This window comes from Ruminococcus sp. OM04-4AA, from assembly GCF_003462585.1.
GTDB lineage: Bacteria > Bacillota > Clostridia > Lachnospirales > Lachnospiraceae > Mediterraneibacter > Mediterraneibacter faecis.
Genome location: NZ_QTZH01000037.1, coordinates 1 through 20071 on the forward strand (window position 1 = coordinate 1; position 20071 = coordinate 20071).

Consider the following 20071-nt stretch of genomic DNA (forward strand, 5'->3'; position numbering starts at 1 on the left):
ATTCAACTATGAACTATTTTTCAAAAGAGAGTTGCAAATCCTCAAAAAAAATTCTAGAATACTTTCTAGACTTCAAAATAAGCAGTATATTTCTATTTGCTAAAATATTTAACCAAGGAGATTAACTTATGAGTATATATGCCATTTACTTTAGCCCCACCGGCAGAACTGAAAAAACAGTTAAATTTATAGCTGAACAATTTGGTGATTATCAGACCATTAATTTATGCGAACGAACTATGAATCTAACAAATGATTTTTCCAAAGAAGATCTCTGTATCATCGGAGTTCCTTCCTTTGGTGGACGCGTTCCCGCTATCGCATTAGAGAAAATAAAAGAATTTAATGGAACTAAGACCAATACAATCTTAGTTGTAGTATACGGAAACCGTGCTTATGAAGATACATTAATTGAACTTGAAGATACTCTAGTTAAAAAAGACTTTACTTGTCTAGCAGCTATTGCAGCGGTGGCAGAGCATTCCATTATGCATCAATTTGCAAACGGAAGACCTGATCAGAATGATCTAACAGATCTTTCTTCCTTTGCAAAAAAAATAAAGGAAAAGATGAAAGAAACAGTAAAAGAAAATGTTCTTCCAGTACAGGTTCCAGGTAACAGACCGTATCGCGAATATGGTAAGATTCCACTTATCCCTCATGCTACAAAATCCTGTAGCTCTTGCGGATTATGTGCAAAAGAATGTCCAGTAAATGCAATTCCAACTGATAATCCTAAAGTAACTGATAAGAACAAGTGTATTTCCTGTATGCATTGTGTCAATATCTGTCCTAGACATGCACGTAAACTAAATCCACTGCTACTATCTGTTGCCTCAAAAAAGTTAAAAAAAGTCTGTTTTAATCGAAAAGAAAACGAATTATTTTTATAAACAATCACCTTCAAATGTAATTGAGGGAATTACGATCCACAAACCGTAATCCCCTCAATTCTCCGATTTTCAAATTTTATTCTCTGTCTATTTAATCCTCTTTTCCCCCTTGTCACCTTCTTTATATTGCATAATCAAATCATCCGCACAAGCACGCTTAGCTCGATTCCGCTTCGCTTCATCTCGCTATACGTGCGTCGCACGATGCATATAAAAAGAAATCCTCGATCACAAGTAAACTTGCGTCGAGGATTTCTTTTTATATACGCCGTGCTTGTGCTAGACGCTTACATTCCAGCCTGAGCTGCAACTTCTGCTGCGAAGTCGTCAACTTTCTTTTCGATTCCTTCACCAGTCTCGAAACGAACAAATTTTGTAACTTTAACGTTTGCACCGTTCTCTTTTGCTACCTTATCAACGTATTTTCCTACTGTAAGATCGCTGTCCTGAACGTATACCTGATCAAGCAGACAGATCTCTTTGAGCTCTTTGTTCAGACGTCCGATGATCATCTTCTCGATGATGTTTTCCGGTTTCTCCGGGTTCTCTTTCTTAGCCTGAGCAAGAAGGATTTCTTTCTCGTGATCAAGGTAATCCTGAGATACTTCCTCACGGGATACATACTTCGGAGACATAGCTGCTACCTGCATAGCTACGTTCTTCAGTGCTGCTTTGATCTCGTCATTAACAACATCTGTATCAGCAACAACAAGAACACCGATACGTCCGCCACCGTGGATGTAAGGAACAACCACACCGTTGTCTGCTGCAACTTTCTCGAATCTTCTGATGTTCAGGTTCTCTCCGATAACTGCGATCTTCTCTACGAGAGCATCTTTTACAGTCTTTGTTGTATCAGCTTCCCAAGCCTCTGCCATAAATGCATCAAGATCAGCTGCTTCTGAATCTACTACCTGGTTAGCAACTGCTTCTACGAATCCCTGGAACTCGTCGTTCTTTGCAACGAAGTCTGTCTCAGAGTTTACTTCTACGATTGCAGCAACTTTATCATCTTTAACAACTGTCTTAACGATACCTTCTGCAGCGATTCTTCCAGCTTTTTTCTCAGCTTTAGCCTGTCCGTTCTTTCTAAGGAACTCTACAGCTGCGTCCATATCTCCGTTTGTCTCAGCAAGCGCTTTTTTACAGTCCATCATTCCAGCGCCTGTCATTTCTCTTAACTCTTTTACCATTCCTGCTGTGATTGCATGATAATTTTCCTCCATTATTCATAATGTGTATGTCACTGTAAGCAGTAACATATGCTTTTCTCTATAGAACTATTTCTATAAAGTAAAATGCTTCAACCTGATAATCAGGCTGAAGCATTTTCTTTCATATCAAGAACTGATATTACTCTTCTACAGCCTCTTCAGCTTCAGCTGCTTCTGCAGCCTCCTCGTAATACTCATCCTCAGCTGCACCCTGGTTTGCTTCGATAACAGCGTCTGCCATCTTAGAAACGATCAGTTTTACAGCTCTGATTGCATCATCATTACCTGGGATTACGTAATCCAGTTCTTCTGGATCACAGTTTGTATCACAGATACCGATCAGCGGAATTCCGAGTGTGTGTGCTTCCTGTACACAGATTCTTTCTTTCTTAGGATCTACGATGAAGATAGCGTCTGGCAGTTTCTTCATGTCTTTGATTCCGCCAAGGTTCTTCTCAAGCTTTGTCCACTCTTTTTTAATTTCGATAACTTCTTTCTTCGGAAGTACTTCGAATGTTCCATCTTCTGCCATTCTCTCGATGTCTTTCAGACGTTTGATACGGCTCTGGATTGTCTTGAAGTTTGTAAGCATTCCTCCAAGCCATCTCTCGTTTACATAATACATTCCGCAACGCTCAGCCTCAGCTTTGATTGCATCCTGTGCCTGTTTCTTTGTTCCTACGAAAAGAACTGTACCGCCTTCTGCAGCGATGTCAGAAACAGCCTTATATGCATCGTCAACCATTCCTACAGATTTCTGCAGGTCGATGATGTAGATACCATTTCTCTCTGTGTAGATGTATGGAGCCATCTTAGGGTTCCATCTTCTTGTCTGATGTCCAAAATGAACACCTGCTTCCAATAACTGCTTCATTGAAATAACGCTCATGTTATTCTCCTCCATTTGGTTTTTTTCTTCCGTATGTTTTACTCTCCTTCGCAACCGGACGAAACTCCTGTCTCGACTTAGGCACCTTGGAAGGAATCCACATACGTGTTTTTTAGCAACGTTCGTAGTATAGCATAAAACAAGGGACGTTGCAAGAACTTTTTCCCACAACACCCCCATTTTTCAACATTTTTTGTTATTGTTCGTACTATGTGCGACCAACAGCCATTTTTATCCTCCTACGCAACAAGATGTGAATTTCCTATTCCTATACCAGCTGAAACGCTTTCAGCACATACAGCCATCCTGTCAACGTGAATGCACTGAACAATGTTGTCAGCATCACTACACTTGATGATAAAACTCCTTCATGTCTCATATTCTTTGCCATAACAAAACTGCTTACTGTTGTTGCGGATCCAAGCATTACAAGGATTGCAATCAGTTCTTCCTGACGGAATCCCAGTTTCACAGCAATCGGAAGAAAAATTGCCACAAATACAACCAACTTCATAATTGTTGCTGTCACAGCCGGTTTGATCTTTCCAAGTGCTTTCCTAAAATCAAAGGTAGCTCCCATTGCCATCAGCCCCATTGGTGTGGACATTCCTCCAATACTTGTCACCGTTTTATTAAGAATTACCGGCATTGGGATCTTGCAGGCTGACCAGATCAGACCAGCCACGATTCCAATGATGATTGGATTGGTTACGATTCCCTTTAACGTTTTCATCCATACAGCTTTATCAATTGCTTTTCGTTCCGGATGGAAAAAGGATAACACGATAACTGCCATCACATTATAAAGTGGTACACTTCCAATGATCATAAGTGGCGCCATCCCTGCATTTCCATAAATATTCTGGATAAATGCAATTCCAAGAAGTGCTGCGCTGCTCCGGTAAGAAGCCTGTATAAATTCCCCCTGGATTGAACGGTCTTTCCAGATGCAAGATACCAGTGCAGCAATTGTAATACAGATAAATGTTACTACAAAGCAGAAAATCACAAATTTGATATTCCACACTTCTTTAAAATCAACCTTTGCCAGGTCACCAAACAACAATACCGGCAATGGAATCAGAAAGACAAATTTATTCATCTTTGCTGCAAACTCTTCATCCATCCAGCCAAGCTTTCTGAACAGCATTCCCAGTACCATCATCAAAAAGATCGGTACGGTTGCATTCAGACTAAAAACTAAATTTTCCATTCTTCTCACCAATTCCCTACTCTGTACGAAGCGCTGTCACAGGATCACTCTTTGCTGCTTTCTTTGATGGGATCAGTCCACCAAGTAATGTAAGGACAACACTTAATAAAATCAGTATGATTGCCGGAACAATCGGCAGAACTGCATTTACCTTCGCATTATCCGCCACATTGTGAATAATCGCATTTCCCGGAATCAGAAGTAACAAGGTTAGTCCGATTCCGATCACCCCTGCACAAAGTCCGATAATAAACGTCTCTGCATTAAACACCTGTGATACATTTCGCTTCGACGCACCGATTGCTCTTAATATTCCAATTTCCTTCTTCCGCTCAAGCACACTGATGTAGGTAATAACACCAATCATGATGGATGATACCACAAGAGAAATCGCTACAAATGCAATCAACACATAACTGATCGTATCTACGATTGTTGTGACAGAGGACATTAAAGTTCCAACTACATCGGTATAAGTAATGACCTGCTCATCCTTCCCTTCTGCCTCCATCCTGCTATTATAATCATCCAGAATCTTTACTACTTGTTCCTTTCCTTCAAAATCCTTTGGATATATGTTAATAGCAGACGGGACTGCAAAATCTACATATCCCAGTTTCTGCAGATTACTATCATAAGAAGCCAAGCCTTTCCCACTCATCGACATCATAAGCTCTGCCAGATCATCTTCCGTCATATTCATCTGAAATGCGTCTGCAAATGCTGTCGGATCAATCTGCATTGCATTTCCGAGGCTGTTCTGAAGCTGCGTTCCTACGTTGGTCATCATCTGTTTCATTGCAGATTCAAGCCCAGTTGTCATCTGACCGATAATCTGTGTCATTGCAGAGGACACCTGTGTCTCAAGTGCCTGACCTATCGCATTTCCCATAGTCCCCATTGCCTGATTCATATAGTTTCCGATGATTTTTGACACCTGGCTTTCCAGCTGATCCATATCGATCATTGCTGACAGACCTTCCTGAAACTGCTTCTTTCCATCATCTGTTTGCAGATAAGCCATGAAATGTTCTCCCATCTTAGACGGATCCGGAAGACCATTCTCTGAAGCATATGCCAAATAGCCTTTCACAAGGTCATCTGATAGTTTCTCAAGCTGTTCCGGTGTTATCTCAATCTTCGGATCTTCCGGCATAACTTCTGACATCCAATCTGAAATTATTTTCTTCGCTTCATCCGTCTGAAGATATTCCATCAAATATTCATCAAATTGATCCGGATCTGTATATCCTTTTTCCGTAATATACTGTTCGTATCCGGCCATAATATTTTTGATCAATTCCTGTATTTTCTCAGTTGTAATCGTCACAATTCCGCTTGATTTCATGATATCTTTTATATTGTCAGAAATAATCTTTTTTGCTGCATCTGTCTTAAGAAATGCTGTAAAATTCTCTCCAAGACCTGAATAATCTGCCTCTGGATGTGTCTTTGCATACTCCTGATATCCCGTCAGCAGTCCACAAGCCATCTGTTTCATACCATCCGGTGATACCTTCAGATCCAGATTCGAAACGATCTCTCCCAGATTCATCTGCGGCATTCCGGAAAGATCTAAGTTCAGAGAATCTGGATTCACAAGTCCCGACAGATCCAGCGTATTACTTCCTGTCTGAAATGCTTTTGACAAATTCATAGATTCACTGAGATTTAACGAATTCCCAAAATCCAGAGAATTTCCTAAATTGTTCATCGCACTTGCGTCAAATCCAAATGCTTTCTGTAGTGCTGCTTCGTCAACCGTAAATAAAGAATCCATGGCGAATCCATTTTCACTGTCTTTCTCTCCGAATTTTTTATTTGTAAATACATTAACATCCGGATTTGTCAGCTGTTGTTTCACAATCTCACTTTTTGCTGCCTGTTCTGCCACATGTTTCGTCAATGATGTCGGATATGCAATTCCCGGACTCAGAGAGGAGGCTTTCGCATCTTCAGCGGGTTTCACAATACCAACCACGGTAAGATCTTCCCCATTCGCTACAAGTGATTTCATATAATCTTCATTATCCGTCTTATCTTTCCAAACCTGATACTGACTATCATATTCATAATACTCAGAACTGTTCACAAGCTTGAACTTTGTTCCGATAATATCATCATAAGAATAGGTTCCCAGATCATCCGGTGTAGTAACATTTTCCTCTTTCATAAATGACTGGATCATCTCATCAAGCTCCAGCGGATCACGAAGTCCCAATGTATAAAGCATAAAATCACTCATTCCGCCATTCGAAGTCAGAACCACAACACATTCATTATATTTTTTTGGCCAATGACCCTTTTCCACTTCATACTGATTTTCATAAAGTTTACTGCTCTCCGGCATCTCATAAAAAACATCTGTACTCATCATAGATGACATCATGCTATTCGTACTTATAGAAGAACCCAATCCCATAGCTGAAAAGGATTGATCTGGATTCACCTGACGGATACTGTCTTTATTTTCTTTATAAATCTGCGGAGAAATGCTGTACTTATATTCTATAGCATTCGTATATTGTTCCACTCCACTCTTACCAGTATCAAGATACTTCTTCAAAGCACCAAGGTCATTTGAATCCATTGTGGAAAACATATTCGTCACCATCTGAATTACTTTAACCTGATCCTTTGACTTTTTCTTTGTATCTGACTTCTCTTTGTCTGTTTTTTTATCATCCGCAGAAGCACTGTCCATCCCAACCATCATGGATGTCAGATCAAAGCCTGTACTTTGTATCTGCAGCGGATATTCTGAAAGCGTCTCTTCCTCTACGTTCTGAATATATTGATTCACACCTGTAGATAGAGACAGAATTAATGCAATTCCGATAATTCCGATTGAGCCTGCAAATGAAGTCAAAAGCGTTCGTGCCTTCTTTGTCTTCAGATTGTTAAAACTCAAAGCTAATGCTGTCAGAAATGACATCGAGGATTTCCCCATATTCCTGTGTTCTGCCACTCCCATCACCGTTTCATCTACTTCAAACGGATCTGTATCTGAACGGATCACACCATCTTTTAATGTAACAATTCTTGTCGCATACTGCTCTGCAAGCTCCGGATTATGTGTAACCATAACCACCAGTCGGTCTTTCGCTACTTCCTGAAGAAGATCCATGACCTGCACACTTGTATCACTGTCCAGTGCACCTGTCGGTTCATCTGCAAGCAGGATATCCGGATCATTCACTAATGCCCGGGCAATCGCAACACGCTGCATCTGCCTCCGGACATCTGACTTGGGCGCTTGTGAAGCTGCGCACCTAGTCCAACCTTTTCAAGCGCTTCTGTCGCACGTTTCCTTCTCTCGGACTTGCCAATCCCCGAAATCGTAAGTGCCAGTTCAACATTTGCCAGAACAGTCTGATGCGGAATCAGATTATAACTCTGGAAAACAAATCCTATCGTATGATTACGATAAGAATCCCAGTCTCTGTCCTTATATTTCTTCGTTGATATTCCATTGATGATCAGGTCTCCGCTGTCATACCGATCCAAACCGCCAATGATATTCAAAAGCGTTGTCTTTCCCGAACCGCTCGGTCCCAGAATAGCAACAAATTCATTATCTCTGAGATTCAGACTGACATCATCCAATGCTTTCTGTATCAGATTACCTGTTCGATATTCCTTGCAAATATGTTGTATCTGAAGCATGACTTCTCTCCTTTTCCAATCACTATTCAGCCATTATTTTACTATTCTACACCCTGCTTGGGTGAATTGTCATTCACTTTATAAGGTTTTTTCTTGATTTCTATACATTTTTCCATAATGTGGTTAGATAGTATGTAATACACGAGAGCATTGAAGGAATTTATCATGAAAACATATAAAAAACCTGTTGTTTCCGTTGATACAGGCCTTGCTGAAGGAGTATACGCTGCAAGTGGTGCAACTATAAAAACTGCCAGCAGATAAATTTCTACTGGCAGAAAAAATTTATATTTTTTCAATTGTCTTCTTCTTAACATAATCCTTTAATTGCTTCTATTGTTCGGGTATATTCTCGTTCTACTTCTTCAAACATCTCTGTAGTGTTTTCTTTGATTTCTTTGTCTCGAAGCTCTTCTGTTAATGCTGAGCTGACCTCGAATAACTTTGTAAATCCAAGATTCATGCACACGCCTTTCAATGTATGTGCACTTCGGAATGCGAGTTCTGCATCCTGATTTTCAAGTCCTTCTTTTAATCCCCGGAAACTTGTATCATCCAAAAACTTCAATACAAATTTACGGACCAGTGTTTCACTTCCAAGCCTTCTCATCACATCATCATAGTTGCTTTCCATTGCCTCATAGCATTCTTCTAAATTCATTTTTGTTTACTCCTTAATTTTCTTTTATTTCAATAGTCCCATCAATTCTTCAAAACAGACTCCATCTGTCAACGGAATTTCCATTTCAATAGACTTTTGTATGCACTTCTTTATAAATGCGGATGCCTTTCGAACAGATTTTGTAAATTCCACTCCATTGACCGCATCTGCTGCAATAATTGCTGAGAAAATATCTCCTGTGCCACATCTGGAATGTCCTACTTTATGTGTGCGGATCATCTCGTACCCTTTACCTTTTTCGAAACACAAGTTGGATACATACGTCTTCTGTGGAATTCCTGTAATCACAACTTTTTCCGGTCCGGTCTGCACAATCTGTTCTGCCATCTTTGCCAGCTCTCTCGTTGTCCACCGTTCCTTATACGGCGTTCCTGTCAGGATACATGCCTCTGTCACATTGGGAACAACTACATCCGCATAACGGACCAATCGAATCATCTGTCTGCACATTTCTTCCGTATAGGTCGAATATGCCTCACCGTTATCTCCCATCACCGGGTCGATCACAGCCACTGTATTCTCGTCTCTAAAATACTGGATAAACTCACTGACGATCCGAATCTGTTCTGCTGACCCCAAAAAACCGCTACAAATTCCTTCAAACTTCAGATCCAGATTCTTCCATTGTTCAATATATGCTTCCATATTTGATGTATAATCTGTAAAATAATAATCCTCATATGCAGTATGATTTGAAAAAATCGAGGTAGGCACTGCACAACACTGAACTTTCAGCATTGAAATAATCGGCATCTGTACCGCAATTGAGCATCTGCCAAAACCTGTAAAGTCATTGATCAGCGCAATTTTTTTCTGTTGATTATGATTCTGCATCATTCTATTCCCTCGTTTCTTCTATATATAAATAGACACACACTAATTTAATTTAATTACAATATGTCATAGATGTCAATATTTCTTTTTTACTATTCTCTTCCAACTTCTGTGTGATTGCTTTTTCTACTATAATAATTTCTTATTAAATAATATCTGATTTGTTTATGATATTTCTTATTAAATAATATCTGATTTGTTTATGATACCTCAAAAACATTCTATTTTTTTCACTTTTCACTCAACGTATTAAACAATCCAAGTTTTTATTTTCCTGCTATTTTTATGCAAAAAACACAATTATCCACAATTTTCTTTCTTCAAAGATTTTTCACACCTCTCCGGACACGTTTTCCCCCCGCTTGACAGTTTCCCCTAAAAAGTGTACGGTTACGTTGTAAATTCTAAGAAAATTCTATGAGGTGAAAAAATGCAGGAATTAAAACCAATCAAAGAAGGTAAAGTTCGTGAAATTTATGATAATGGAGACAGCTTAATCATGGTTGCTACAGACCGCATCAGCTGCTTTGACGTGATTCTCAACAATGAAGTTACAAAGAAAGGAACTGTCCTGACTCAGATGTCCAAATTCTGGTTTGATCTGACAGAAGACATTCTTCCTAACCACATGCTCTCTGTTGATGTGAAAGATATGCCGGAGTTCTTCCAGCAGGAGAAATATGATGGAAAATCTATGATGTGTAAGAAACTCGAAATGCTTCCAATCGAGTGTATCGTTCGTGGTTATATCACTGGAAGTGGCTGGGAAAGCTATAAAGAAAACGGAACTGTTTGTGGAATCACACTTCCGGAAGGATTAAAGGAATCTGACAAACTTCCTGAACCAATCTATACACCTTCCACAAAGGCTGAAATCGGAGATCACGATGAGAACATTTCATTCGAGCAGAGCGTTGATCACCTTGAAAAATATTATCCTGGAAGAGGACGTGAACTCGCTGAGAAACTTCGCGACAACACAATTGCTCTCTATAAGAAATGTGCCGAATATGCTCTGAGCAAAGGTATCATTATTGCAGATACAAAATTTGAGTTCGGACTTGATGAAAATGGAAATATGGTAATTGGAGATGAGATGCTCACTCCTGACAGTTCCCGTTTCTGGCCTGCTGACGGTTATGAAGCCGGACATGGACAGCCATCTTTTGACAAACAGTTTGCCCGTGACTGGCTGAAAGCAAATCCAGACAACGACTGGACACTTCCACAGGAAATTGTAGATAAGACGATTGAGAAATACCTTCAGGCATATAAGATGCTGACAGGAAAAGATCTGGATAAATAAGATTTCATAAAACAAATAGGGACGAAATGAACCGCTTAACAAGCTTTTCATTTCGTCCTTTTTTTACTACATTTCTGTAAAAAGAAAACGAGGATCAACTCCTCGCTTTCTCTCTGGTTTTTAGTTTGTTGTTTTCACCCTATCTGTGTGATCTTTTGTGATTGCTTTGATTGCAAGCAGAACTCCAATCTGCAGAGCAATTCCGATCACGAGACAGATGACTGCATTCTGCAAGATACCTGCGATCACATATGTAATACAGGAAACTGCTGCTACAGTCATTGCATATGGAAGCTGCGTGGATACATGATTTACATGATTACACTGCGCTCCTGCGGATGCCATGATTGTTGTATCTGAAATAGGTGAACAATGATCTCCGCAAACTGCTCCGGCCATACAAGCTGAGATCGAGATGATCATCATTGTCTCGTTCGTACCTTGGAATACTGCAACTACGATTGGAATCAGAATTCCGAACGTTCCCCAGGAAGTACCTGTTGCAAATGCAAGAAAGCATCCTACAAGGAAGATGATTGCCGGAAGAAGGTTCATCAGTCCGCCTGCTGCTGAATTCATTACAGAAGCCACGAACGGAGCTGCTCCAAGGCTGTCCGTCATCGCTTTCAGTGTCCATGCAAATGTAAGAATCAGGATAGCCGGAACCATTGCCTTAAATCCTTCCGGAATACAAGCCATAGAATCCGAAAAACGAAGAACTTTTCTTACTGCATAAAAAACGATTGTAATTACCATTGCGAAGAAACTTCCAAGCATCAGTCCAACAGATGCATCACTTCCGGAAAAAGCCTCTACAAAGCCTGTTCCTGAGAAGAAACCACCGGAGTAGATCATTCCTATTACACAGCATACAATAAGTGACAAGATTGGGAACACAAGATCAATTACCTTCCCCTTATTGTAAATAGCATTTTCTGTTGCATTTTCAAATGGTCTGTCTCCTGTTGTAAAAAGATCTCCTTCAATCGCATTTTTCTCATGCGCCTTCATCGGGCCATAATCTTCTTTTGCAAGAACCAGTGTTACCATCATTATAATTGTAAGAATTGCATAATAGTTATATGGGATTGCACGAATAAAAATTGAAAATCCATCCTCCCCTTTCACAAATCCTGTTACTGCTGCTGCCCAGGAAGAAATCGGTGCAATAATGCAGATTGGCGCTGCTGTAGCATCGATCAGATATGCGAGTTTCGCACGGGATACATTGTGACTGTCTGTTACCGGACGCATAACGCTCCCAACTGTAAGGCAGTTAAAATAATCATCAATAAAAATCAGCACTCCAAGTGCGATTGTTGCAAGCTGTGCACCCGCTCTTGTCTTGATATGCTCTTTCGCCCAGCGTCCGAATGCTGCAGAACCACCGGCTTTATTCATCATACATACCATAACACCAAGAATTACCAGAAATACTAGAATACCCATATTGTAAGAATCTGTAAGTACTCCCACTACTCCATCCTGAAATACATGTAAAATTGTAGCTTCCGGTTTAAATCCTGACCAAAATGCACCTCCGATCAAAATTCCAACGAATAAGGAGCTGTAAACTTCCTTTGTAATAAGTGCCAGTACGATTGCAACGACCGGTGGCACCAGAGACCAGATTGTTGCATAGAGCTGAGGTACATACTCGGCAGATGTATCTGCGGCAAATACTGTTGTTGAACTACAGCACAGAATGAGCAGAAACATCAGAAACACATACCCCATTTTTCTTTTGTTTCTCATTTCCTTTTTTCCTTTCCTGTAAACTTATGTTTGTTAAGTTTGTGTGTAAGCATAGTGGGTTTTGCCTGGGATTCTCTAAACGCAAAAAATGCCATAGGCACTCTCTGCTGGTGAGTCACCCATGGCATAATAATTCTAGCGTCATCGATAGCTCTCCACACCTGTGACAGTCCGGCGTATCTTCTACATCCGGCCCAGGAATCATATCTGGGAATATCATTCCTTCGGCGGCTTCTCCTTTCTCTCACTGACAGTCTTCCCAAGACTCTCGTCAGCGGGTACTCATATCACCGCGCCTCTATCAAACGTCACTATATTATCACATTCTATTTAAAAAAGCTAGACTTATTTTATAATAGTTTTCATTTCACAGCTTTTTCATATGTAAATGTCTGTAAAAATCTCTGAAGGCGATCTGTTTCAGGTTTTTCAAAAAGTTTCTTTGGATCTCCTTCTTCTACAATCTTTCCACCTTCCAGGAAAGTAACGCGATCCGCTACTGCTTTTGCAAACTGCATCTCATGTGTAACGATGACCATAGTTCTTCCTTCTTTCGCCAGATCTAGAACAACGTCAAGTACTTCTCTAACCATCTCTGGGTCCAATGCTGCCGTAATCTCATCTAAAAGTAATACTTCCGGATGCATGATCAGGCACGTACGATTGCCACTCTTTGTTTCTGTCCACCAGAAAGCTGTCTCGGATAATCATCTTTTTTAGAGCGCAGCCCCACACGTTCCAGCAATTCAAGAGCTTCTTTTTCTACTTCTCTGCGATTTCTCTTTTTTACTTTTATTGGAGCAAGCGTCACATTCTGCAAAATAGTCAAATGTGGGAACAAATCATAACTCTGGAATACCATTCCGATTTTTTCTCGGTTTTTACTCAGATTTTTCTTATTTGGGTTTACAACCTGATCGTCCAGCAGAACTTCTCCTTCCTGGATTTCTTCTAATCCATTCAGGCAGCGAAGCAGCGTACTTTTTCCACATCCAGAAGGACCGATAATTACAACCACTTCTCCTTTTTTCACAGAAATATTTATGTTTTTCAACACTTTTGTATCTCCATAGCATTTACTTAGATTTTTGATGTGTAATATTTCATCCATATCAGTTCTCCCATCGTTTTTCAAGATATTTTGAAAGGCAGCTGATCGGCCAGCAAGCAATAAAATACAGGAGAAAAACCGTTGCAAATATTGCAAATGCTGCATTTGGAGCAGTCTTACGGTTTGCTTCTATAATCTGCTGTCCTACTTTGAGCACCTCCACGATTCCAATCATCATAACAAGACTTGTTGTCTTGATCATTCTAGTGATCAAGTTGATTGAAAGCGGAATCATCCGTCGAATAATCTGTGGAATGATCACATATTGATAAGTCTGTCTCTGGTCCAGCCCCAGCGCTTCGCTACTCTCATACTGAATCTTCGGAACGCTAAGCAGAGATCCTCTGACTAAATCTGCCATCTCTGCGGTCCCCCAGAATACAAATACAATGATTGATGCGGTTTCTGCGTCCATATTGATTCCCATTGCCTTGGTAGCTCCAAAATATACAATGAATAACAATACCAGCTGTGGCATGATACGCACGATCTCCAGATAAACTCTGGTAACTGCCTGAATGATCCTGTTTTTTGATGTCATGATCATTCCTAGTAAAATTCCGAATGCCATACTGAGAACAACTGATATCAGGCTGATTCGAAGTGCTACCCAGACTCCCTGCAAAAGCCGGATCATATTATTTCCTTTTAATAAAATCTCAAATCCCATCTTATCAATCTCCAAACATACGATATCTTGCTTTGTGCTCAACCAGGGTTCCAAGAACAGAAACCGGTAACAGCATAATGATATAAAATCCTACAAGCATAACCAGACACTCTGTTGTATTATAATATTGTCCGATCAGATCCTTTGCAGTAAACATCAGATCCATCAGGCTGATTGCTGAAAACACACTGGTTTCTTTTAATAAGAAGATGATATTTGCAACAATCGCCGGTACACTGATAGAAAATGCCTGTGGAAGAATCACCGACCGAAACATCTGCAAACGGTTCATCCCCAATGCCAGTGCTGATTCCATTTGCAGCACCGGCACTGCCTCAAGCCCGCTTCGAAAACTCTCTGCCATGTAGCTTCCACCTAAAAGCCCTAATCCCACAGCTCCGCATACTTCCGCGGATATAGACAATCCAACCTTTGGAAGTCCAAAATAGATAAAGAATAGCTGGACTAAAAGTGGTGTGTTTCGAAAGATTTCCACATACACTTTAACCGCCTGTGCTAAAACCGGAATTTTAAAATGCAAAATAAATGCTGCAACAATTCCTATCAACAGTGATAAAACAATTCCTATCCATCCTATTTTAACTGTCAGGAAAAATGCCTTGACATACATTGGCATATACTCAACTATTACATCAAAATCCATGTTATTTTGTTGCACCGCCTTCGATCACTAATGTATCTTCGTAATCTGCACCATAAGTATCAAGCAGTGTTGCCTCATAATCTGCATGGAAGAAGTTTTCTTCTCCAAGGCTCTCAATTTCAGCATTGATCCAGTCAAGTAATGTGCTGTTACCTTTTGTTACAGCCGGTGCAATACTCTGCTGATCTCCAAGAGATGAAATTCCGACTACATATCCCGGATTCTCTTTCGCATAAGCAATAACCTCTGTGTTATCGTTCGCCCATGCAACACCTGTTCCATTCTCAAATGCTGTCTTTGCTGCTGCATAAGTATCAAATTTCTGAAGTTTAATGTCCGGTTCATTCTGTTCCAAATAAGTCTCTGCTGTAGTTCCTGAAATTACAATTACCTGGTCATCTGCTCCAATCTGATCCAGACTTGTGATCACACGATCCTCATGAGATACTACACCGAGTGCTACATTCATATATGGAAGTGCAAAGTCTACTTTTTCAGCACGTTCGTCTGTAACAGTGAAATTAGCAAGAACGACATCCACCTTCCCTGTCTCTAAATACTCAACACGATTTGCCGCTTCTGTAGACACGTAATTGATCTTCACACCAAGATCTTTTCCAAGACGTTCTGCAAAATACACATCATAACCCTGATAATCCCCATTATCATCTACATAACCAAATGGATTTTTATCAGAGAAAACTCCAATATTAATCTCACCACTTTCTTTGATTTCATCTAATGTTCGATAAGCCTGATTTCCTTTATCGGATGTCTTTTCGGCTCCGCATCCTGTTAAAGCAACTACTCCTAATGATGTAGCTAAAACTCCTGTTACTAACTTTTTGAATAAATTCTTTTTCATCTTCTCGATTCTCCTTTCAGTTCATGAATTGGATTATATTCCTATAAACCTACTATGTCAATAGGTATTATATTTTTTTAGAAAAAAAGACTCTTTTCAGAATATTACCGAAAAAGAGCCTTTATTCCCATTATATTTCTACATTTTTATTAAACTTCTATTAATTTATGGTAGGACAAATAGTTTTTTGTAAATGTCAACACCGGCAATCAATAAAAGTGTTCTTCATCTCATAACAACTTGTAATTGTCTTATGCTGATCCCAGAAAAACATATCTGCCCCTCCTTTTAACGTTCTATTTAGAACGACTATATAAGGTTGAATCCTTTTTGTCAAGCCTGACCGATAACAGACAAAACAATCCAAAAAAAGATTGCAAAAGTGATAGCTGTCAATAATTTTACATCAACAGCTATCACTTTCATTTCTTTTTTATATCTACTATTTTCTAAGATTTTAGTTGTTAGAATAGAAGGAACCCATATAACGGATATATTCATCATCTGTTTTATTCGCTTGCCAATTATGAACATTCGCTTTGTTGTGCTCACCTGCAATAACAGAAAGAGATTTTCCAAGATTGTCAAACGCTTCCTCTACACAAGCTTCCGGTGTCATAGCTGCTTTCATAACAGCTTCTCCTGCCGGTCCTCCCGGAAGATTGCTTAACAGACTTGGAGTGATTGTTGTTCCCAATGTAATAACTTCGACGTCTACATTGGTGCTCTCACACTCTGCTGCCACAGCCTCTGTCAGTTTCTTAATATAAGACTTGCCTGCTCCATACTGTGCGTTATATGGTGAACTGCTGATTGCTGTCAAAGAAGATACATTGATTACAGCTCCACGATCCTGCTTTGCAAAGATTCCCATATAATGATAGAAACATTTCAAGAATGTCATAACATTAACATTAATCATCTGCTCATGCTTCTCCCATGGAGTGTCCTGCAGTTTTCCAAATGTATGGAAACAAGCAACATAGCTCATAAATCCCATGTCAAGATCTTTTGTCGCCTCAAAAATCTTGTCTGTGCAGTCAGACTGCGCAAAATCAGCACGGATAACCATATGATCTACACCATATGTTTCACTGATGTTCTTTCCAAGTTCCTGAAGTTTCTCTTCTCTTCGACCTACCAAAACAACACTCATTCCCTCGGATGCTATCTTCTCTGCAAATGCCTTTCCAACACCTTCTGTTGCTCCAAGAATAATACCCCATTCACCATACTTTTCTCTTAAAGTCATTACTTTTTCCTCCTAATTTGCCGATTTAAAAACCGAAATATAATATAACATATATTATTAAAAATAACAATCAGAAATAGTATTTTTCAACATTATTCGTTATTATTACTAGAAAAGATGTCAGCCACCTCACTAATAATAATAAACGCTGTTGGATCAATGTCATGAACAATATCTTTCATTCGAATCACCTGATATCTGTTCACCACAAAGTACAACATTGCTTTATCGCGATTGGAGTATCCGCCTTTGGCGCTGACACGCGTAATACCGCTTCCAAATGTTTCTGTCAATGCTTTGCAAATCTCATGCGGCCACTCTGTCACGATTACCGCACATTTTGCCCTGTCAATACCTTCCACTATAAAGTCAACTGTCTTCAATGCAGCAGAATAAGCAACGATAGAATACAATGGAAGTACCCAGCTCTCAAGCACACAGCCACAAATGACATATAAAATAATATTATATACCATAACAAATGTTCCTACCGTAACACCTGCACGTTTTGCAAAAATAACTGCCATTACTTCGATACCGTCCATCGCACCGCCATAGCGAATCGCAAGACCACTTCCAATTCCGGAGATCACACCTCCAAACAGCGCACATAGCAGTAAATCTGTTCCCGCAAGCGGCGAAGCAATACTGACATCAATTGGAAATATATTTGTTATCAGCCATGCAAACAAAGAATAGATTCCAACTGTGTAGATTGCATAAAATGTAAAAAGTCCACCCTGCTTCTTTAATCCAACAAGAAATAATGGAATATTCAGAATCAGCAAGAATAATGACAATGATAAGCACGAGGGTGTTATCTGTTCGAGTAACATAGATGTTCCTGAGATACCACTGTCATACAATTTTACCGGTGTCATAAAAAGTGTAATGCCAAAAGCGTTTATCATTCCGGCAACCGTAAGCATCAAAAGATTTACAATTCGAGGTTTCTGGGTCTGTCTCATTTTAAGCGCTCCTTTTTCGTTATAATTTTGTCAATCAGTTTCGATTTCTAAATCATACCATATTAGTAGACATATTTCCAGCCCATATAGGTAACATGCATTTGTTCCAGTTTCTGCAATGCCTTCATATACGCCATCAGTCTTTTATACTGATCATCTCCAAGACTATGAATCTGCTTCAATATCTTAATATTTGACCTGGTAACTTCATAATCCATATCTGCATCTTTATATTCCGGATCAATTCCTTTACCCGTCAAAAGCTGTTCCGGTGTAATATCCAATACGTCACATATGGATAACAGATAATTTGCTTTTGGATTCGTCTTTTTCTTTTTCAGTCACTGATGTTGCTTGTTGCAATCCCGGTTCTTCTCGACAGTTCCAGCTGGGTCATGTTCTTCTGCTCCATTATGTAAAAGCTTCTTAAAATTTATTACAATCATCGCCCCGTCTCCTTGCAAGATCTATATGAGGAAACCACGAGAAAGCATAGGATTCGTCCTCCTGAAGGTATGAGTGCCCATGATATCAAACTCATGAGTGACAATGACCTTTTGGATATGGACTATTTTCTTCATGAATTTGATGATGATGACGATTTTAGTGAAGAAGGATTTTATCTTTTCTAACAATCGTCTATTTCCTATGCCTCTTTTTTATGAGGCATTTTTTTACTTCTGCTTTAAACACGAACTTTCCTAATATATGAAAAAAGCACCAACCATTTCTGATTGATACTTTCAAATTATTTTGTTTTTGTAAATCTGTTTAATTGCGTATTCACATCTCGTCCACCGTACATAACACGGATAATCGTAACCACTTGTGTATCATCATCCGGAATATATAGAACAAGATAATTGTCTACTGGTGCTACGCGTAACCCTCGACTTTTCCATGGTTCCAATTCATATTGTCGATATCTCTTCGGCATATGATCAAGATCCATAATACATGCTTCAAGCCTATCAAGCTGACCACTTGCATTTTCTGGTGCCTGCAGTTCAAAAGCAATGTATTCGAAGATTCCACGAGGTCTATCTCGGCCTGATCTGAAATCACGATATCATAAATCATAAATTGTAATCCTTGCGGATATCAGCAAAAACAGATTTTGCTGATCTAGTATGACCAGCCTGCATATCTGCATATCCTTTCTCTAGTTCTGCATTCATCTGTGCTTCTGATAATGCACTAACGTCTACAGGACGAGCGGATGGCATTTTCACTTCGAAAGGAAGTCCTCCTTGAAGAATAATTTGTTTGTAAAACATATTTATTGCATTGGATGCAGGAATTCCTAATGCTGCTAAGATTCCTTCTGCCTGTTCTTTTACATCAGGCTCAATGCGCACGTATAAATTTGCTGATTTTGTTGCCATAGTAAATACTCCTTTCGAATTTTTTCTAACTATATTATATTTATTCGTCCGGACAAAAGCAATACAAAATCAACATTTTACAAATTGTTCATACTCCGGTTAAACCCAAAAGTAGATATATTTCCATATAATAAAACCGAGCTTTCCGCAAGGCTTCTTTGATGATACCAACCTTACAAAAAGCCCAGAAATACCAGACCACTAATTCCGATGATGATCTCACTGTTTTTTATCTGTTTTCTTCTCCAATTTTTTTATTGAATTCAGGCAATCTAAAAGCTGTTCACCGCTCATTGTCAGAATCCTATCTAAATGTTCTGCCCAGTGCTGTAGTTTTTTCCGTCGGCGGCAGTTATTCGAAATTTTCGAATAACTAAATCCTTCTGTAGTTCGCTATCCTCGAATATTTTCTTAATATGATAATTTATAGTGTTAGTGCCGACATCGTACAATGTGGCCATCATCTTCTGTGTCAGCCATATATTCTCATCCTCATAGCGCATCTCAATACTGTCCTGCTGATTGCCGACAGATGCAACATAGGTCAGGTATTCTGCTGCGCTGGAACGGATGGTTATTTCATCTTTTTTCTTTTTCAAATAGGATGCTTCCTTCTTCGATAAATCACTCTATAATAAACAATAAACGAATTGCTGTATACTCTCCTCGTCCATGACAACGCTTATAGTTCCCTCAGATGATAC

The 20071-nt window shown here is 39.5% G+C and carries 19 protein-coding genes, 2 pseudogenes and 1 riboswitch; of the genes and pseudogenes, 2 read left to right on the top strand and 19 right to left on the bottom strand.

The window, feature by feature from the left end:
• The first annotated feature begins 128 nt into the window (after positions 1 to 128).
• Positions 129 to 893, top strand: a complete 765-nt coding sequence (locus DXB52_RS10775) for an EFR1 family ferrodoxin (protein ID WP_118107301.1) — start codon at positions 129 to 131, stop codon at positions 891 to 893.
• Positions 894 to 1180: 287 nt separating this feature from the next.
• On the opposite strand, the gene tsf is transcribed toward DXB52_RS10775, so the two are convergent.
• The 8 genes from tsf to DXB52_RS10805 form a co-directional block, all read right to left on the bottom strand.
• The gene (tsf, locus tag DXB52_RS10780; RefSeq protein WP_118107303.1) at positions 1181 to 2119 is read right to left on the bottom strand and encodes a translation elongation factor Ts; all 939 of its coding nucleotides are present in this window, start codon (positions 2117 to 2119) and stop codon (positions 1181 to 1183) included.
• 127 nt (positions 2120 to 2246) lie between these two features.
• Positions 2247 to 2996 (bottom strand): 30S ribosomal protein S2, encoded by a 750-nt coding sequence (gene rpsB, locus DXB52_RS10785; protein ID WP_015528801.1) that lies wholly within the window; start codon positions 2994 to 2996, stop codon positions 2247 to 2249.
• 268 nt (positions 2997 to 3264) lie between these two features.
• Positions 3265 to 4209 carry an AEC family transporter gene (locus tag DXB52_RS10790; RefSeq protein ID WP_118107305.1) on the bottom strand — a complete coding sequence of 315 codons (945 nt, stop codon included), beginning with the start codon at positions 4207 to 4209 and terminating at the stop codon, positions 3265 to 3267.
• A 16-nt stretch (positions 4210 to 4225) separates the two neighbouring features.
• Positions 4226 to 7438, bottom strand: coding sequence for an ABC transporter permease (locus DXB52_RS10795; protein ID WP_472520094.1), 3213 nt, complete (start codon positions 7436 to 7438; stop codon positions 4226 to 4228).
• Positions 7408 to 7875 (bottom strand): ABC transporter ATP-binding protein, encoded by a 468-nt coding sequence (locus DXB52_RS17170; protein ID WP_472520095.1) that lies wholly within the window; start codon positions 7873 to 7875, stop codon positions 7408 to 7410. Before DXB52_RS17170 ends, DXB52_RS10795 begins: the two co-directional genes overlap by 31 nt.
• Positions 7876 to 7916: 41 nt before the next feature.
• The gene (locus tag DXB52_RS16180; protein WP_181983024.1) at positions 7917 to 8192 is read right to left on the bottom strand and encodes a hypothetical protein; all 276 of its coding nucleotides are present in this window, start codon (positions 8190 to 8192) and stop codon (positions 7917 to 7919) included.
• Entirely contained in the window at positions 8186 to 8536 is a 351-nt protein-coding gene (locus tag DXB52_RS10800; protein WP_118107307.1) for an Hpt domain-containing protein, read from the bottom strand. The genes DXB52_RS16180 and DXB52_RS10800 overlap by 7 nt, the downstream gene beginning before the upstream one ends.
• A 24-nt stretch (positions 8537 to 8560) precedes the next feature.
• Positions 8561 to 9394, bottom strand: coding sequence for a pyridoxamine kinase (locus DXB52_RS10805; protein WP_118107309.1), 834 nt, complete (start codon positions 9392 to 9394; stop codon positions 8561 to 8563).
• Positions 9395 to 9821: 427 nt separating this feature from the next.
• Between DXB52_RS10805 and DXB52_RS10810 the strand changes: the two genes are divergently transcribed.
• On the top strand, positions 9822 to 10697 hold the full coding sequence (locus DXB52_RS10810; RefSeq protein WP_015528795.1) for a phosphoribosylaminoimidazolesuccinocarboxamide synthase: 876 nt from the start codon (positions 9822 to 9824) through the stop codon (positions 10695 to 10697).
• Positions 10698 to 10817: 120 nt separating this feature from the next.
• Here the strand turns inward: DXB52_RS10810 and DXB52_RS10815 are convergent, their stop codons facing one another.
• From DXB52_RS10815 to DXB52_RS10875, 11 genes and pseudogenes are all read right to left on the bottom strand, one after another.
• Positions 10818 to 12452: a Na+/H+ antiporter NhaC family protein gene (locus DXB52_RS10815; protein ID WP_118107311.1), complete on the bottom strand. Its 1635-nt coding sequence runs from the start codon at positions 12450 to 12452 to the stop codon at positions 10818 to 10820.
• A 140-nt stretch (positions 12453 to 12592) separates the two neighbouring features.
• Positions 12593 to 12761: riboswitch (Lysine riboswitch) on the bottom strand.
• Between the two features lie 53 nt (positions 12762 to 12814).
• Positions 12815 to 13563: pseudogene (locus DXB52_RS10825) on the bottom strand (amino acid ABC transporter ATP-binding protein).
• A gap of 1 nt (position 13564) precedes the next feature.
• On the bottom strand, positions 13565 to 14233 hold the full coding sequence (locus DXB52_RS10830) for an amino acid ABC transporter permease (RefSeq protein ID WP_252255953.1): 669 nt from the start codon (positions 14231 to 14233) through the stop codon (positions 13565 to 13567).
• 4 nt (positions 14234 to 14237) lie between these two features.
• Positions 14238 to 14897 carry an amino acid ABC transporter permease gene (locus tag DXB52_RS10835; protein WP_117579255.1) on the bottom strand — a complete coding sequence of 220 codons (660 nt, stop codon included), beginning with the start codon at positions 14895 to 14897 and terminating at the stop codon, positions 14238 to 14240.
• A 1-nt stretch (position 14898) separates the two neighbouring features.
• The gene (locus DXB52_RS10840) at positions 14899 to 15762 is read right to left on the bottom strand and encodes a transporter substrate-binding domain-containing protein (RefSeq protein WP_117579254.1); all 864 of its coding nucleotides are present in this window, start codon (positions 15760 to 15762) and stop codon (positions 14899 to 14901) included.
• A 457-nt stretch (positions 15763 to 16219) separates the two neighbouring features.
• Positions 16220 to 17014: a 7beta-hydroxysteroid dehydrogenase gene (locus tag DXB52_RS10845; protein WP_117542507.1), complete on the bottom strand. Its 795-nt coding sequence runs from the start codon at positions 17012 to 17014 to the stop codon at positions 16220 to 16222.
• Between the two features lie 92 nt (positions 17015 to 17106).
• Positions 17107 to 17982, bottom strand: a complete 876-nt coding sequence (locus DXB52_RS10850) for a YitT family protein (RefSeq protein ID WP_181966500.1) — start codon at positions 17980 to 17982, stop codon at positions 17107 to 17109.
• Between the two features lie 62 nt (positions 17983 to 18044).
• Positions 18045 to 18266 carry a hypothetical protein gene (locus DXB52_RS17175; protein WP_227158914.1) on the bottom strand — a complete coding sequence of 74 codons (222 nt, stop codon included), beginning with the start codon at positions 18264 to 18266 and terminating at the stop codon, positions 18045 to 18047.
• 464 nt (positions 18267 to 18730) lie between these two features.
• Positions 18731 to 19012 (bottom strand): type II toxin-antitoxin system RelE/ParE family toxin, encoded by a 282-nt coding sequence (locus DXB52_RS10860; RefSeq protein WP_472520099.1) that lies wholly within the window; start codon positions 19010 to 19012, stop codon positions 18731 to 18733.
• Between the two features lie 46 nt (positions 19013 to 19058).
• Entirely contained in the window at positions 19059 to 19367 is a 309-nt protein-coding gene (locus tag DXB52_RS10865; RefSeq protein WP_117579252.1) for a type II toxin-antitoxin system RelB/DinJ family antitoxin, read from the bottom strand.
• Between the two features lie 323 nt (positions 19368 to 19690).
• Positions 19691 to 19966 (bottom strand): annotated as a pseudogene (locus tag DXB52_RS10875) (cell filamentation protein Fic); the annotation flags it as partial.
• Between the last annotated feature and the right edge of the window lie 105 nt (positions 19967 to 20071).

What these genes read in the sequence shown, in the direction of transcription:
- DXB52_RS17170 (WP_472520095.1), bottom strand. Translation starts at nt 7,875, where the DNA reads ATGCTTCAGATACAACATATTTGCAAGGAATATCGAACAGGTAATCTG.
- DXB52_RS10810 (WP_015528795.1), top strand. Translation starts at nt 9,822, where the DNA reads ATGCAGGAATTAAAACCAATCAAAGAAGGTAAAGTTCGTGAAATTTAT.
- DXB52_RS16180 (WP_181983024.1), bottom strand. Translation starts at nt 8,192, where the DNA reads ATGTTAAGAAGAAGACAATTGAAAAAATATAAATTTTTTCTGCCAGTA.
- DXB52_RS10815 (WP_118107311.1), bottom strand. Translation starts at nt 12,452, where the DNA reads ATGAGAAACAAAAGAAAAATGGGGTATGTGTTTCTGATGTTTCTGCTC.
- DXB52_RS10835 (WP_117579255.1), bottom strand. Translation starts at nt 14,897, where the DNA reads ATGGATTTTGATGTAATAGTTGAGTATATGCCAATGTATGTCAAGGCA.
- DXB52_RS10805 (WP_118107309.1), bottom strand. Translation starts at nt 9,394, where the DNA reads ATGATGCAGAATCATAATCAACAGAAAAAAATTGCGCTGATCAATGAC.
- DXB52_RS10830 (WP_252255953.1), bottom strand. Translation starts at nt 14,233, where the DNA reads ATGGGATTTGAGATTTTATTAAAAGGAAATAATATGATCCGGCTTTTG.
- DXB52_RS10845 (WP_117542507.1), bottom strand. Translation starts at nt 17,014, where the DNA reads ATGACTTTAAGAGAAAAGTATGGTGAATGGGGTATTATTCTTGGAGCA.
- DXB52_RS10800 (WP_118107307.1), bottom strand. Translation starts at nt 8,536, where the DNA reads ATGAATTTAGAAGAATGCTATGAGGCAATGGAAAGCAACTATGATGAT.
- DXB52_RS10865 (WP_117579252.1), bottom strand. Translation starts at nt 19,367, where the DNA reads ATGGCAACAAAATCAGCAAATTTATACGTGCGCATTGAGCCTGATGTA.
- DXB52_RS10790 (WP_118107305.1), bottom strand. Translation starts at nt 4,209, where the DNA reads ATGGAAAATTTAGTTTTTAGTCTGAATGCAACCGTACCGATCTTTTTG.
- DXB52_RS10775 (WP_118107301.1), top strand. Translation starts at nt 129, where the DNA reads ATGAGTATATATGCCATTTACTTTAGCCCCACCGGCAGAACTGAAAAA.
- DXB52_RS10795 (WP_472520094.1), bottom strand. Translation starts at nt 7,438, where the DNA reads ATGCAGCGTGTTGCGATTGCCCGGGCATTAGTGAATGATCCGGATATC.
- DXB52_RS10850 (WP_181966500.1), bottom strand. Translation starts at nt 17,982, where the DNA reads ATGAGACAGACCCAGAAACCTCGAATTGTAAATCTTTTGATGCTTACG.
- tsf (WP_118107303.1), bottom strand. Translation starts at nt 2,119, where the DNA reads ATGGAGGAAAATTATCATGCAATCACAGCAGGAATGGTAAAAGAGTTA.
- DXB52_RS10840 (WP_117579254.1), bottom strand. Translation starts at nt 15,762, where the DNA reads ATGAAAAAGAATTTATTCAAAAAGTTAGTAACAGGAGTTTTAGCTACA.
- rpsB (WP_015528801.1), bottom strand. Translation starts at nt 2,996, where the DNA reads ATGAGCGTTATTTCAATGAAGCAGTTATTGGAAGCAGGTGTTCATTTT.